General features: G+C 67.1%; 15 protein-coding genes and 1 tRNA gene. 4 read left to right on the plus strand and 12 right to left on the minus strand.

The genetic code is table 11. From position 1 onward, the window contains the following. Nucleotides 1-4: 4 nt before the first annotated feature. The 4 genes from smpB to prfB form a co-directional block, all read right to left on the minus strand. Nucleotides 5-481 carry an SsrA-binding protein gene (gene smpB / locus ACYVDK_RS10075; protein WP_460521252.1) on the minus strand — a complete coding sequence of 159 codons (477 nt, stop codon included), beginning with the start codon at nucleotides 479-481 and terminating at the stop codon, nucleotides 5-7. Between the two features lie 113 nt (nucleotides 482-594). Further along, nucleotides 595-1,509: a permease-like cell division protein FtsX gene (gene ftsX / locus ACYVDK_RS10080; protein ID WP_460521254.1), complete on the minus strand. Its 915-nt coding sequence runs from the start codon at nucleotides 1,507-1,509 to the stop codon at nucleotides 595-597. Beyond that, entirely contained in the window at nucleotides 1,506-2,924 is a 1,419-nt protein-coding gene (ftsE, locus tag ACYVDK_RS10085; RefSeq protein WP_460521256.1) for a cell division ATP-binding protein FtsE, read from the minus strand. The genes ftsX and ftsE overlap by 4 nt, the downstream gene beginning before the upstream one ends. 62 nt (nucleotides 2,925-2,986) lie before the next feature. Further along, nucleotides 2,987-4,096, minus strand: coding sequence for a PCRF domain-containing protein (gene prfB / locus ACYVDK_RS10090; RefSeq protein WP_460521258.1), 1,110 nt, complete (start codon nucleotides 4,094-4,096; stop codon nucleotides 2,987-2,989). Between the two features lie 325 nt (nucleotides 4,097-4,421). Here prfB and ACYVDK_RS10095 point away from each other — a divergent pair, with 325 nt between their 5' ends. Both ACYVDK_RS10095 and ACYVDK_RS10100 read left to right on the plus strand, forming a co-directional pair. Then, nucleotides 4,422-5,714, plus strand: coding sequence for an MFS transporter (locus ACYVDK_RS10095; protein ID WP_460521260.1), 1,293 nt, complete (start codon nucleotides 4,422-4,424; stop codon nucleotides 5,712-5,714). Nucleotides 5,715-5,792: 78 nt separating this feature from the next. Then, a complete protein-coding gene (locus tag ACYVDK_RS10100) occupies nucleotides 5,793-7,106 on the plus strand; it encodes a right-handed parallel beta-helix repeat-containing protein (RefSeq protein ID WP_460521262.1) in 1,314 nt (437 codons plus the stop codon). A gap of 24 nt (nucleotides 7,107-7,130) precedes the next feature. On the opposite strand, the gene ACYVDK_RS10105 is transcribed toward ACYVDK_RS10100, so the two are convergent. The 7 genes from ACYVDK_RS10105 to ACYVDK_RS10135 form a co-directional block, all read right to left on the minus strand. After that, nucleotides 7,131-7,622 (minus strand): pilus assembly protein TadG-related protein, encoded by a 492-nt coding sequence (locus ACYVDK_RS10105; RefSeq protein WP_460521264.1) that lies wholly within the window; start codon nucleotides 7,620-7,622, stop codon nucleotides 7,131-7,133. Then, a complete protein-coding gene (locus ACYVDK_RS10110) occupies nucleotides 7,619-8,053 on the minus strand; it encodes a hypothetical protein (protein ID WP_460521266.1) in 435 nt (144 codons plus the stop codon). The genes ACYVDK_RS10105 and ACYVDK_RS10110 overlap by 4 nt, the downstream gene beginning before the upstream one ends. Nucleotides 8,054-8,087: 34 nt before the next feature. Continuing rightward, nucleotides 8,088-8,474: a TadE/TadG family type IV pilus assembly protein gene (locus tag ACYVDK_RS10115; protein WP_460521268.1), complete on the minus strand. Its 387-nt coding sequence runs from the start codon at nucleotides 8,472-8,474 to the stop codon at nucleotides 8,088-8,090. Nucleotide 8,475: 1 nt separating this feature from the next. Continuing rightward, nucleotides 8,476-8,679, minus strand: a complete 204-nt coding sequence (locus tag ACYVDK_RS10120; protein WP_460521270.1) for a hypothetical protein — start codon at nucleotides 8,677-8,679, stop codon at nucleotides 8,476-8,478. Between the two features lie 135 nt (nucleotides 8,680-8,814). Continuing rightward, the gene (locus tag ACYVDK_RS10125; RefSeq protein WP_460521432.1) at nucleotides 8,815-9,753 is read right to left on the minus strand and encodes a type II secretion system F family protein; all 939 of its coding nucleotides are present in this window, start codon (nucleotides 9,751-9,753) and stop codon (nucleotides 8,815-8,817) included. Then, nucleotides 9,750-10,613, minus strand: a complete 864-nt coding sequence (locus tag ACYVDK_RS10130; protein WP_460521271.1) for a type II secretion system F family protein — start codon at nucleotides 10,611-10,613, stop codon at nucleotides 9,750-9,752. The genes ACYVDK_RS10125 and ACYVDK_RS10130 overlap by 4 nt, the downstream gene beginning before the upstream one ends. Further along, nucleotides 10,610-11,833 (minus strand): CpaF family protein, encoded by a 1,224-nt coding sequence (locus ACYVDK_RS10135; RefSeq protein ID WP_460521273.1) that lies wholly within the window; start codon nucleotides 11,831-11,833, stop codon nucleotides 10,610-10,612. The genes ACYVDK_RS10130 and ACYVDK_RS10135 overlap by 4 nt, the downstream gene beginning before the upstream one ends. Nucleotides 11,834-11,957: 124 nt before the next feature. Between ACYVDK_RS10135 and ACYVDK_RS10140 the strand changes: the two genes are divergently transcribed. Together ACYVDK_RS10140 and ACYVDK_RS10145 are read left to right on the plus strand one after the other, a co-directional pair. Further along, a tRNA-Leu gene (locus tag ACYVDK_RS10140) sits at nucleotides 11,958-12,039 on the plus strand. Nucleotides 12,040-12,248: 209 nt separating this feature from the next. Next, nucleotides 12,249-13,049, plus strand: a complete 801-nt coding sequence (locus ACYVDK_RS10145) for a DedA family protein (RefSeq protein ID WP_460521275.1) — start codon at nucleotides 12,249-12,251, stop codon at nucleotides 13,047-13,049. A gap of 90 nt (nucleotides 13,050-13,139) precedes the next feature. Here the strand turns inward: ACYVDK_RS10145 and ACYVDK_RS10150 are convergent, their stop codons facing one another. Beyond that, the gene (locus ACYVDK_RS10150; protein ID WP_460521277.1) at nucleotides 13,140-14,066 is read right to left on the minus strand and encodes a cation diffusion facilitator family transporter; all 927 of its coding nucleotides are present in this window, start codon (nucleotides 14,064-14,066) and stop codon (nucleotides 13,140-13,142) included. Nucleotides 14,067-14,076: the final 10 nt, after the last annotated feature.

Here is a 14,076-nt window from a genome sequence, read left to right on the forward strand (position 1 = left end):
CGGCCTACTCGCCGAGGTGGTTCCGATTCGACATCGCGCGGTCGGCCTCACGCCTGTCCTGCCGCTCCCGCAGAGCTTGCCGCTTGTCGTATTCGCGCTTGCCTTTCGCGATTCCGATCTCGACTTTCGCGCGGCCGTCGGAGAAATACAATTGAAGTGGTATGAGCGTGTATCCGCCGTCTTTGATCTTGTTCGCGATCTTCACGATCTGCTGCCTGTGCAACAAGAGCTTGCGTTTGCGACGAGGTGCGTGGTTGTTCCACGTTCCGTCGAGGTACTCGGGAATGTACACGGCGTCGAGCCACGCCTCTCCCCCGTCGATGAACGCGTATCCGTCGACGAGCGACGCTCGACCCTCGCGCAGCGACTTCACCTCCGTGCCGGTCAGCACCAGCCCCGCCTCATACGTGTCTTCGATCAGGTAGTCGTGGCGGGCGCGGCGATTGGTCGCCACCACCTTCTGTCCACGTTCCCTGGGCATGACTCACCTCTCAACTCGACACGAGGTGCGGACGGGCTCCGCACGCGGCTGCCGCACCCGGTTTCGGCGCAGCAGCCCATCAGCCTATCGCGCCGAGGGGGGGCGCGTGCCGGTCAGACCCGTAGATACCGACGGATCGCGACGCTGGAGGCCAACGCCGCCAGCCCGATGCCGACGATCACGAGGATCGGTGCGACGATCCAGGCGCTATCGAGACCGACGAACGAGGTCAGCTGCATCTTCTGCGACAGGTAGCCGCGCACGAAGAACTGCACTATCGCGAACACCGCACCGACGGAGAGCAGCGATCCGATCAGCGCGGCGAGCACACCCTCCAGTACGAATGGTGTCTGGATGAATCCGTTCGAGGCGCCCACCAGTCGCATGATGCCGAGCTCTCGTCTTCGCGAGAATGCTGAGAGCCTGATGGTCGTGGCGATCAGCAGTGCTGCAGCGACGAGCATCACGACGGCTATCGCTATCGCGGTCAGGCTCGCCGCGTTCAGGATGCGGAAGATCTGGTCCAGGTAACTTCGCTGGTCGGTGACGCCCTGCACCCCGGCGACCCCGCTGAGGCTCTGGGCGATCACGTCGGACTGCGCCTGGTTCTTCAGCTTGATCCAGAACGTCTGGTTCAGCAGTTCGGGGGTGACGTAGTCGGCGACCGGGTTGCCTTTGAACTGCTTCTTGAAGTCCGCGTACGCCTGCTGGTGGTTCTCGAAGTAGAACTTCTCGATGAACGGCGTGAGCGCCGACGACGACAGCTTCGTCTTCACGGCCGCGATCTGTTCGGGCGTCGCATCCTGACCCTGACAGGTCGAGGACTGATCAGTCTCGGTGCACATGTACACCGCCACCTGGGCGCGGTCATACCAGTACGTCTTCATCTGGCCGATCTGCATCTGCATCAGGATGGCCGTGCCCACGAACGTGAGCGAGATGAACGTCACCAGGACGACAGAGATCACCATGGACACGTTGCGCTTCAGGCCGCTTCCCGCCTCAGACATGACGAGTGCGAATCTCATGACACCGGCCCCACATCCTGGTTGGAGTCGTCTTCGTGGTCGTGCTTGCCTGCAGCACGGAGTCCGAGCCGCTCAGCGAGCGTGAGTTCGGCGACGTCCGCATCTGCACGCCGGACGGGCGACGTCGGCGGATTGGCGAAGTGGCCGTCGAGCACGGACTCGTGACCCGCCGGTTCCCCGCGCGGAACCCCTGCGGGCACCGGCTCACGTTCGACACGGGGTCGCGCATGCTGCGGCGCCGAGGAGTAGGCGGACTCCCCACGCTCAGGCGCCTCCGACATCCGCTCCGCGGCGGTGGCCGGAGGCGTGTGCTGCTGCGTCGGATCGGTTGGCGACTGCACAACGACGGGCACGGCGGCGGGTCCCGCTGCTGCCGGTTCGGCAACAGCCTCCTGGGCGGGTGCCACCTGAGGCGGCACCGGTGAGTCTTCGCCAGAAGCGTTTCTGGGAACGGGCGTTGTCGCAACCGGCATGGCAGTGAGCCCGGGCGCAGTCGGGTTCTGTACCGACCGCTCCGCAGCCCGCTCCGAGCGACGCGTGCGCGAGGCATCCTTCGCAGCCTTCTTCTCCGCCTTGCGCTCGGCTCGCGAAGGCTTCGCGCCCCGGGCGCTCACGTGCGTCGCGGATGCGGCGACACCGGCGCCGACAGGGTGCCTCGCTGATTCGTCTTCTGCACCGTAGGCGCGGGGTACCTCGGCGCGACCGTGCTCGTCGAGCACCGGGATCGCGGCGGTGAAGCCGTAGCCGCCGTGCCGCTCGTCGCGGACGAGTTGGCCGCCCACGAGTTCGATGACGCGCTTCTGCATGCGGTCGACGAGGCCGGCCTCGTGCGTGGCCATCAGCACCGTGGTGCCCGAAGCGTTGATGCGCTCCAGCACCGCGGTGATGCCTGCGCTGGTGGCGGGGTCCAGGTTTCCGGTGGGCTCATCGGCGAGCAGGATCTGCGGCTTGTTCACGACGGCACGGGCGATTGCCACGCGCTGCTGCTCACCGCCGGAGAGCTCGTGCGGGAAGCGTTGGCCCTTGCCCTCGAGCCCTACCATGGCGAGCACGTCGGGAACGGCCTCGTGGATGAACCCCTTCGACTTGCCGATCACCTGCAGGGTGAAGGCGACGTTGTCGAAGACGGTCTTGTTGGTGAGCAGGCGGAAGTCCTGGAACACCACGCCGACGTTGCGCCGGAAGTACGGCACCTTGCGGTTGGAGATGCTGCTGAGGTTCTGACCCAGTACATGCAACTTGCCCCGCGTGGCGCGCTCTTCGCGCAGAACGAGTCGCAGGAAGGTGGACTTGCCGGAACCGGAGGCGCCGACCACGAACACGAACTCTCCGCGGAGAATCTCGGTCGTGATGTCGTCGAGTGCCGGTCGGGGGGTTCCCTTGTAGCTCTTGCTGACGTGGTCGAATCGGATCATGACCCGCTCAGCCTAAGCACTCGGCACGCCTCCGCGACCGAGCGACTCACCGCTGGAGCGGCTCAGTCGGTCGGCTTCTGCTTACGCCATCGGATGCCCGCAGCGATGAAGCCGTCGAGGTCGCCATCGAAGACCGCCTGCGGGTTGTTCACCTCGTGCTCCGTGCGGAGGTCTTTCACCATCTGGTACGGCGCCAGCACGTAAGAACGCATCTGGTCCCCCCAGCTCGCCGTGATGTTGCCGGCCAGCTCCTTCTTCGCAGCCGCCTCGGCCTCGCGCTGAAGAAGCAGCAACCGGGACTGCAGCACACGCATCGCTGCGGCTCGGTTCTGAATCTGCGACTTCTCGTTCTGCATCGACACCACGATGCCTGTCGGCAGGTGCGTGATGCGCACCGCGGAGTCGGTCGTGTTCACCGACTGGCCACCTGGGCCAGAAGAGCGGAAGACATCCACGCGGATGTCCGTCTCCGGGATGTCGACCTCCTGCGCCTCCTCCATCAGCGGGATCACCTCGACTGCGGCGAACGACGTCTGCCGTTTGCCCGCCGAGTTGAACGGGCTCATGCGCACCAGCCGGTGCGTGCCCGCCTCCACCGAGAGGGTGCCGAACGCGTACGGGGCATCCACCTCGAACGTGGCGGACTTGATGCCGGCCTCCTCGGCATAGCTGGTGTCCATCACCTGCGCCGAGTAGCGGTGCTGCTCCGCCCATCTCAGATACATGCGCAGGAGCATCTCGGCGAAGTCTGCGGCATCCACTCCGCCGGCGCCGGCGCGGATCGTGACGACGGCCGGCCGTTCGTCGTACTCGCCGTCGAGAAGTGTCTGCACCTCCAGGTCGCCGACGGACTTCTGCAGCTCCTGCAGCTCGTTCCTGGCCTCCTCGGCCGACTCGTCGTCACCCTCCGAGTTGGCGAGCTCCACCAGTACTTCGAGGTCGTCGAGCCTGCGCTCGATGCCGTTCAGCCGGTTGAGTTCGGACTGCCTGTGGCTCAGCGCACTGGTCACCCGTTGCGCTTTCTCCGGGTCGTCCCAGAGATCGGGGACGCCGGCCTCCTCGCTCAGCCGTTCGATGTCGGCACGCAGCCGATCCACGTCGGCGACGGCGCGGATGTCTGCGAAGGTCGTGCGCACTTCGGCGATCTGCGCGCTCAGGTCCAGTTCGATCATGACCGCCCAAGCCTAGCGGCGACCGAGGTGAGAGCCGTGAGAGCTCGCTCTCACGGCCGAGGCGACCGAGCCGCTGAGCGCGCAGCCGCGATACAGATGACTGAGGCGAGAGCCGTGCGAGCTTGCTCGCATGGCCGAGCCGATGGAATCTGCTGAGCGGCGCAGCCGCGATTCAGCTGACCGAGGCGAGAGCCGTTGAGCGGCACAGCCGCGATACAGCTGACCGAGGCGAGAGCCGTTGAGCGGCACGGCCGCGAACAGCGGCAACAGAGACGGGAGCAGCGGTGCAAGCTGGTATACCAGTAGCTCTAGGCTGGTACCCGACATGACCTCGAGCGGCGCGAACTTCAGCATCCGCGACATCGCGCTCGCCGCATTCCTTCCCACGGCGCTGTTCTCGATCGGCGAAGGCGCGGTCATCCCGATCATCCCCGTGCTCGCGCACAACCTGGGCGCGGGACTCGCCCTTGCCGGGTTCGTCGGCGGGATGATCATGGTCGGCGAGATGATGGGCGACATTCCCAGCGGCTGGGTCGTCTCCCGGTTCGGCGAACGCAGGTCGATGATCGGCTCCGCTCTGCTCTGCGTGGTCGGCCTCGTGATCTGTCTTCTCGCGCCCGGCGATCTCATGCTCACCATCGGCGTCTTCCTGATCGGTCTGGCGACGAGCGTCTTCGCTCTTGCGCGGCACGCCTTCATGACCGGATATGTGCCGCTACGGTACCGAGCACGCGCCCTGTCGACTCTCGGCGGGGTCTTCCGCGGCGGCTGGTTCGTGGGGCCGTTCATCAGCGCAGGCGTCATCGCGCTTTTCGGCAACGCGCACGCAGTGTTCTGGGTGCACATCGTGATGTGCCTCGCGTCGACGGCTGTGCTGATCGTGGTCCCCGATCCCACTGAGAAGATCGTGGCCGCACGACCGGTCTCGAGTACGGCCACGGGCGTGATCGTCGAGCCCGCGTCGCAGTCGCTCGGTGCTCGGGATGCCGGCCGCGTGGAAGCGAAGGAACGCACGGAGGGCCTCTTCCGCACCATCTGGAACAATCGCGCCATGCTGCTGCGCATGGGCACGTGCGCCGCATTGATCTCGGCACTGCGGTCGTCCCGCACCGTCATCCTGCCTCTGGCCGCCGTCGCGATCGGGATATCGGCCACGAACACGGCGTTCATCATCGGCATCGCCGGCGCGGTGGATTTCGCGCTGTTCTACACGTCCGGTCAGATCATGGACCGGTTCGGTCGTCTGTGGTCCGCACTGCCCTCGATGCTCGGACTCAGCGTGACGCACCTCGCACTCGCGTTCGTCACCGACCAGACGTGGTTCACGGTCGTCGCGATCGCGATGGCCGTCGTGAACGGAGTGGGCAGCGGCATCCTGATGACGCTCGGCGCCGACCTCGCTCCGCGGTCCGACCCTGCACCGTTCCTGGGCGCGTGGCGCTTCACCAACGACGTCGGCCAGGCAGGGGCCCCCATGTTCGTCTCCGCCGTGACGGCGCTGTTCTCGCTTGCAGCGGCATCCATTTCGATGGGTGTTCTCGGCCTCATCGGCGCCGGGATGCTCGTTCGCTACGCACCGAGATTCGTCCCGCGAAGGCGCGCGGCCGCGAACGGGTGAGCTTCGGCCCGCGACCGCGCCTTGTCGCGGTCGCAGCACGAGAGGATCCTGGAAGCGACAGTGTGGATCTGACGGGAGGTGGCCCTCCTGCTGCGCACATCGCGACTGACGGGCGGTGCCCTCGCCGTCGTGCTGTTCGGCACGACGACCGGTATCGTGCTGGCATCTGCGCCCATGGCATCCGCCGAACCGGCACGCACGATAAGTGTGGATGCCGGCGATGACGTGAACACCGCGATTGCACGGGCACGCACCGGCGACACCGTCGTTCTGGGCCCGGGGCTCTATCACGGAACAGTGCGGGTGGATAAGTCGATCACGCTCACGGCGATCCAGGCGACGGTGGCATCGCCGAAGCGCGGTCCGGCGATCTCTGTCGCGGCCGACAATGTCACGATCGACTCGGTCGCCACCAGTTGTTCCGACGCGGACGGGTCGTCCACGGGGATCGCGGTGAAGGCGCAGCACGTGCGCATCGTCGATGCACCTGTGCTGCAGTGCGCGACGGGGATCCGCCTCGACGGCGCCGACGACGCCTATCTCCAGGGCGACTCGTTGCTCGGCAGTCGATTCGCCGACGGTCTGGGGGTGGGGGTGAGCGCGACCCACGCCGATGGAGTCACGATGCTGGGCGACACTTTCGACGACGACGACACCGGCGTCATCATCCAGGGAACGGCGACACCGCTCATCGATTCGAACACCTTCTCCCAGGTCGGAACGGCGGTGTCGCTGGATGCCGTCAGCGAGGCCGTCGTCAACGGCACACTCGTCGTCGGAGCGACCGGACCGGCGCTGGTCGTCACCGGCAGCCGCGGAGCAGAGATCGATCGGCTGAATCCGTCTGGCAATGGGCGCGGATCGGGGCCGGCGATCGAGCTCTCGGCGACGTCCGGCCCGTCATCCGTTGTGGATGTCGAGAACTCGAACCTCGCCCACTTCGACACCGGAATGAAGATCGACGCCGGTTCGGTGGCAGGCAGCGTGATCGTGATCGGCACAGCCTTCGACGGGGTCGGGCAGGCGGCCATCGTGATGGCGGCCGGTGCGGGCGGCACGGTGGACGCCACCATCGGCGACTATTTCGGAGGCTGCGGGCCCCGTGCTCCCGATCACGGCTACAACGGAGGGGGTGCGAGCGTCGTCGATCCTGACCGCGCAGTCACGTACAGCGAGCACGACTGCCGCGCTCCCGTCTCCACACCGCCGCCTGCCGCACCAGGCGGCGGCGCCACTCCCCCGGTGGTGGCGAACGGCACCGGCGGATCGAACAGTATGGACGTGCCACCGGCGATCGGCTCTGTGCTCGCTACCGTCGGCGTGTCTCTGCTGCTGATGGTGTGCACCGGTGGCGTGTTGTACGCCACCCGGAGGAACCGGCACGTGCATTGACACGCCAGGGCAAGGCGGCCGCGATCACCAGAAGACGTTGCGTGCCGTAGAGGTGACGCCGATGCGGATTCCCGCTGGCACAAGCACCGACACCACCGGCGGATGCCAGACGGCGGACAACCGAACAACGGCGCTGCGTCCATCGACAGTGCCCGCTCGCTCGACCGTCAGCGCGTCGAAGCCGTCCGCGACGGACGTCGACACGAACTCGGCGACGGCGGCCCGTACTGCCGGAGACTCCAGCGCAGGTCGCGGATGCCCGTCGACCACGGCGACGCTCGCGAGGTCGTAGGACTCGGCGCCCGCGAGCGCTGCGCCGTCCGCCACCGCGTACAGGCGTTCGCGCTCGAGGTACAGCGAGGTGATCGCTGTGACGAGGAGTACGAGAACCAGGCAGAGAAACGCGTAGAAGATCACGAGCGGCAGGATCGACCCGGTCTCATCGGCGAGGCCACGCGCAATCAGCCGTGACCGAGTGGCCGCGCGGAGTCGGACCCCGAACGCCTTCGCGTTCACCGTGCACCCCACAGGCGCGACACCCTGTTCGTGCTGGACGCCTGCACGGTCACTGAGGCATCGTGGCGCAGATCGAGCACATCAGGCACGAGCGGCAGTGGCGCGTGCACCTGCACGGTGACAGTGACCGTTCCGAGACGGGTGAGGCAGGCATCCGGGCGCGGCATGCATCGGACGCGCACCGTGGCGGCATCGGTGGGCAGGCCGAAGTCGGCGAGCGCGAACGCTACGGCGGCGGATGCCTCGGCGGAGGCATCCGCCTCGCTCCGCGCCTGCACGAACACCCGTGCGGACTGACGCGCAGCGCCGGCTGCAGCGAGTTCGGCACCCTGGATGCTCGCCAGCGCCACGACGAGATAGACGGTGGGCACGAGGAGGATGAGGCCCGCGGTCACGAACTCCAGCGCGGCGGTTCCGTGCTCGGATCCCAAGACGCGGGCGAGTCGACAGCGGCCTCCGCGAACCTCAGTGAAGGGATTCCACTGGTGCATGGCCACTCACCTCCAGCGCTCGACGCGGCCCGAGCAGGCCTGCCATCGGAAGCGGAGCTCGAACGGTGATGACCACCGAGCGAGTGCCACGATACGTTCCGTAGGCGGCGGTGACGCCGTTCGTGTAACCGTCGCCGAGGGCGGAACCGATGAGCTCTCGCGCGCGCTGCTCACCGTCGCCGAGCGTGTTGTCGGCCAGCGCGGCGATGTGCGCACCTTCCGCCGCTGCGTCGATCAGCGTGTTGCGCACAAGCAGAGCCAGACCGAGTTGCAGAACAGCGACAGTCAGGACCGTGAGCAATGCCCCCACCATCACGAACTCCGCCGGGGCGGAACCTCGTTCCTCGCGCCACCTCGTCATGTCAGAACGACGTGACGCGTTCGATCGCCTGCTGGAACACTCCGCTCAGTGCGGGGCCGGCCAGACCCCAGATGATGATCACCAGCCCGGCTGTCATCAACGTGATGAGCACCCAGCCGGGCACATCCCCGCGTTCATCGCCTGCGAGAGATACCACTCTCCCTCTCGCCCGCCACGACTCATTCCTCCAGCGCGTGCTACTCATCGAGCCCACCGTTCCTTCCTCATTGCTCTCGCCTTCTTCACGTATCCCGCCTTCTGCGCGTCTCTCGCCGTCTACGGGCGCCTCGGCTCCCACGCGCCTCTGCACGGCGCGCCGCAACGCGTGTTCGCCTTTGCATCAGAAACCCGTCTCCAGCACGACGATCCCGGGGAACACGGCGAACAGCACCGTCACCGGAAGAATCAAGAAGACGAGCGGTATGAGCATCCCGATCTCCTTCTTGCCCGCCTGTTCGAGGAGTCCTCGCTTCGCCGCGTCTCGCGCATCGGTCGCCTGTGCGCGCAAGACCTCCACCACCGGGGTACCGCGCTCGAGCGCCGTGACGACCGCGTCGACGCAACGCGTGAACTGCGGCAGGCGGATGTCTCGACTCGCCTGAGAGAGCGCCGTCGTCAGCGGTACGCCCATGCCCGTCTCCGCGACCACGCGACCCAGTTCCGCTGCCAGCGCACCGGAACCGCTGCGCGCCACGCGCCGCATCGCGTCGAGGATGCCTTCGCCCGCGCTCAGCGACAGCGTCAGCAGTTCGAGAATGGTCGGGAACTCCTCCGTCATACGGGTCAGCCGTCGCACGACTCGCCGGGACAGCAGACGTTCCGGCAGGAGGAACCCACCGGCCGCCAAGACGATCGGCAAAGCGAGCAGCAGGGCGGGAGGCAGTGGCCGGAGAGAACCGGCGATGGCCGTCAATGCACCGCCCACGGCGAGGGCACCGAGCGCCCAGGCCACCTGTCGCAGCCGGAACTCCTCCACGGTGAGCCTGCTCGCGCATTGGCGAAGGCGGCCTTCGATGGCATCGCCGCCGCCGAGCATCCTCGACGCCGCGCTGCGCAGCACGCCGACCGCGGGAGCGAGCGCAGAGCCGATCACCGGAAGCGGCTGAATCGTACCTCGCGCCGCGTACGCCCGCGCCGCCTCGGAGACATCGACGAGGTACGGCGCCACCCGATCGGCCAGGCGCGGTCGCCGCATGCGCGGGAGCAACGCAACCAGCGACCACATGCCGAGCCCGAGCCCGATGCCGCACAGCACACCCCATCCGAGCTCGCCCGTCATCGAAACCACCTGTGCTCCTCAGGGAGCCGGCCTATGGCGAGCATGCCGCGATATGCAACGAGCGACACCACGAGGCCCACCACGATGACGATGGCTCCGAGCGGCGTGTTGTACGCAACGGATGCCTCAGGCCGGGTTGCCAGCAAGGCGAGCACGAGCCACGGTGCGGCAATGCCGAGGCGTGCTGCACCGACCGTCCAAGACTGCCTCGCCTCGATCTCGGCACGTACCGCAGCGTCGTCGCGCAATGACGCGGCCAGCGCTTTCAGCACCCCGACGAGCTCGCCGCCGCCGACCTCGCGCGCCATCTTCAGGGTCTCGATGATGCGGTCGGCTACGGGATCGGCCAGTGCCGCCTTGAGACGATCCGCCGCTGGAGCGAAGACACCGCTTGACCGATAGTCGCGCTCGAATGTCGCGAACGCTGCGCGTGTGGACTCCGGTGCGGTACGGGCCAGCGCCGCGACACCGTCGGGGAGCGCGAGTCCCGACCGCACCGCGGAGACCAGCTGGTCCACCACATCCGGCCACATGGTGCGATGGGCTCGCGAGCGCGAAGCAGCGCGCCACGAGAGAAGGCTCCACGGGAGCCAGGCTCCCACCGCGGCCAGCCCGACGGACAGCGCGATGAGTCCGAAGACCGCTTGCGCGATGGCGAAGAACACGAGTGTCAGCAAGGCGCTGACTCCCACGAACGCAGATGGGGCCAGCCCCGGCATCCCTGCAAGCACAAGCTTGCGCCGCAGCCCGTCGGTGCGCGGCGGCTTCTGCGTCTTCACCCGCGACGGCCACAGAAATGGCGACGCGGCCAGCAGCAGCCCGATCCCGAGTGCCCCACCGATTCCGATTCCTGCGATCATCGTGCCAACACCACCGCCGGGTCGAGGCCCGCAGCTTCGAACTTTGCCCGCTTGGCCGGATAACCGCCGGTGGCGACGAGTTCTCCGTTCCGGGATGCGAACACCGGACTCGCCTCGGTCACACCACCGGTCACCCCTCCGGTCGGCGCCAGAATCTCTGTCACGCGTCGCCGCCCGTCGCGCTCCAGCGAGCAGAACACGACGATGTCGACGCACGACGCCACCGTGGGGATCACAAAGCCGGAATCGATGTTTCGACCGGCCAGGAGTGGCAGTGTGCAGAGTTTGGCCAGCGCCTCGCGCGCGCTGTTCGCATGAATGGAGCAGGCACCCGGCAGTCCGGAGTTGAGAGCCAGGAGCAGGTCGAGGCTCTCCGCCTCGCGCACCTCGCCGACGACCAGTCGGTCGGGACGCATGCGCAACGCCTCTTTGATGAGGCGCCGCAGGGTGATCTCGCCTGTCCCCTCGAGACTCGGCTGCCTGCACTGCATGCTGACCACATCGGTCGCGGTGATGTCGAGCTCGAACGTCTCCTCCACCGTGACGATGCGCTCACCGGGACGAGCCGACGTCAGGAGCGCACCGAGCAGGGTGGTCTTTCCGCTCTGGGTCGCACCCGCGATCAGGATGTTCTGATTGGCAAGCACGCACATCCGCAAGAATTCTGCGGCCTGCCTGGTGATCGAATCGACCGCGACCATGTGACCGAGGTCTTTGATGCGCTGCGAGAACTTGCGCACATTGACCGCCCAGTGCGCTCTCGTGACGTCGGGGATCACCACGTGCAGCCGCGAGCCGTCGGGCAAGGAGGCGTCGACGAATGGCGATGACACGTCGACTCGACGGCCGGATGCCTGCAGCATCCGCTCCACGAGGTCGCGCACCTGCGCATCGGTGAGCGCGAGATCGATCCGCTCCGAGCGCCCGTCTCGAGCGATGAACACACGGTCGGGGGCGTTGAGCCAGATCTCCTCGACCGTCGGGTCGTCGAGGTACGGCTGTAGCGGCCCGAAACCGGTCAGCGACGCGAGCACCTCCCGCTCGGTGCGCACCTCGTCGGCGACGAGCGGCAGCGATCCGCCCAGCGCGTGCTCCGAGTACCGGCGCAGTTCGTCTCGCGCGTAGGCCATGGCTCGCGGCGCATCCGCCGTGAGATCGACCCCGTCGCGCCGCACCCGGTCTCGTACGCGGTCGGCGATGAGCCGCACGGGATCGTTCATGCGGTCATGATGCCGCCAGCGCCGGATGCCGCGCCGAAGTTATCCCCAGGTACCGACGGGAGGGCTGGAGTCCACGGAAGCACAGGCGCAGAAACTGGCTGCGGCTATGCTGATGGGCGCCCTCGCGGGAGTGGTGAAATTGGCAGACACGCAGGATTTAGGTTCCTGTGCTTTCGAGCGTGGGGGTTCGAGTCCCCTCTCCCGCACCCTTAGTCGTTCCTTGACGTCTCGCTGCGACCCTGGACCGAGAGAGCAGTACACCATCGATTCGTGGGGTTAACACCCGGTTTCGCTCGACCAGCCGTCGGTAGACTCACTGCAAACGCGTATTCGACGCACTGCTCATCGTCACATCCCTCAGCCCATCGCCGACGGCCGGTTGCCGCTTTCAGCGGGCGCCGACGACAGGAGACTCGTGTTCCACACCGCACTCATACCGTGGCTCGACCCGAACGTGATCATCCACTCGGTCGGTCCATGGTCGCTGCTCGTGGTGTGTGCGATCATTTTCGCCGAGACCGGGCTGCTGGTGGGCTTCATCCTGCCGGGCGACACGCTTCTCGTGATCAGCGGCATCCTGACGTTCACGAAGATGGTGTTCGGTCTGCCGATCTGGTGGGTCTGCATCTTCATCGCCATCGCCGCCTTCCTCGGTGGAGAAGTGGGTTATCTGATCGGCCACAAGGCCGGGCCGAGGATCTTCGAACGCAAAGACAGCGGCCTGTTCAGCATTGAGAACGTGAAGCGCACCAATCGCTTCTTCGAACGCTTCGGTCCGTTCGCGGTCATCCTCGCGCGCTTCGTTCCCGTCGTGCGCACGTTCGCGCCGGTCGCAGCCGGCGTCGGCCACATGAGCTACCGGCGCTACACGATCTACAACGCCATCGGCGCGTTCCTGTGGGGCGCCGGACTGACGCTGTTCGGATGGCTGCTCGGCTTCATCCCCCCGGTGGCGCACTTCGTGGAGAAGTACATCGACCTGATCCTGATCCTCGCCGTGGTGGTGACGGTGGTTCCGGCCCTCGGGCACTACCTGCTGGGCGTTCGCAAGTCACGCAAACGGGCCAAAGCCGCCGCAGCGGCGGCGGATACGCTTTCGCCAGCAGGCGGGACGACGGATGCCGCAGAGCAGGCCTCATCCTCCGCGCACCGCGCGAGTGAGCCTGAAGTCTTCGGCGCGAAGCGGAACTCGGGCAGTCCCAGCGGGGTGGACTAGCGCACCGCGAGTATGCACCACACCGCATCGCGGCCGACAAGTAGCCCCTATCGCGGCCTGCCGAGCTACGCCGGCCGGCAGCGCTCCTCGTCAGCGATGCGTGTCGCCCTCGTGCTCCGCGTGCTCGGCCGGCTCGAGCTGGAACGTCGAATGAGCGACGTCGAAGTGCTCACTCAGGCATCCGGCCAGCTCATCGAGCAACGCACCGGCCTGACCACGCGCGAAGACGATCGGCGCCACGACGACGTGCGCAGAGAACACAGGTGCGCCCGAGGTGATGGCCCACACGTGCACGTCGTGCACGGCCACGACTCCGGCCGTACCGAGAATGTGCTTGCGAATCTCGGCCACGTCCGTCGACGCCGGCGCCGACTCGCTGAGCACGCGCACCACCTCGCGCAGCAGGCTCAGCGCGCGAGGAACGATGAGCGCGGCGATCACGAGCGACGCGACGGAGTCGGCCCAGGCGATACCGGTCGTCAGGATGACCACGGCTGCCGCGATCGTGGCGAGCGAACCCAGTGTGTCACCGAGCACTTCGAGATACGCGCCCCGCATGTTGATCGATGCCTTCGCCCCGCCCCGCAGCACCAGAAGCCCGGCGACGTTGCCCGCCAGTCCGATCACGGCGACCAGGAGCATCCAGCCGCCCTGCACCTCCGGATGCCCACCCAACCGGAATGCGGCGCCGATCGCCACCGCCACCGCCACCCCGATCAGGATGAGGGAGTTCACAAGCGCGCCGAACACCTCGACCCGTCGGAATCCGAACGTCTGACGGTCGGTCGCCGGGCGCGCGGCGACCGTCGCCGCGACGAGCGCCACGACCAGGCCGACGAGGTCGCTGACGAGGTGCCCGGCGTCGGCGAGCAGCGCGAGCGATCCACTGAGAAGCGCGCCGACGATCTCGAGCACGAAGACCCCGAGCACGATCGCGATGACGACCACCAGGCGGCGCCTGCTGGATGCGTGAGCGCCGTGGTCGTGGCCGACGCCGTGATCGTGAGAATGCGACATGTCTCTTCAA

Source organism: Humibacter antri (genome assembly GCF_054777235.1).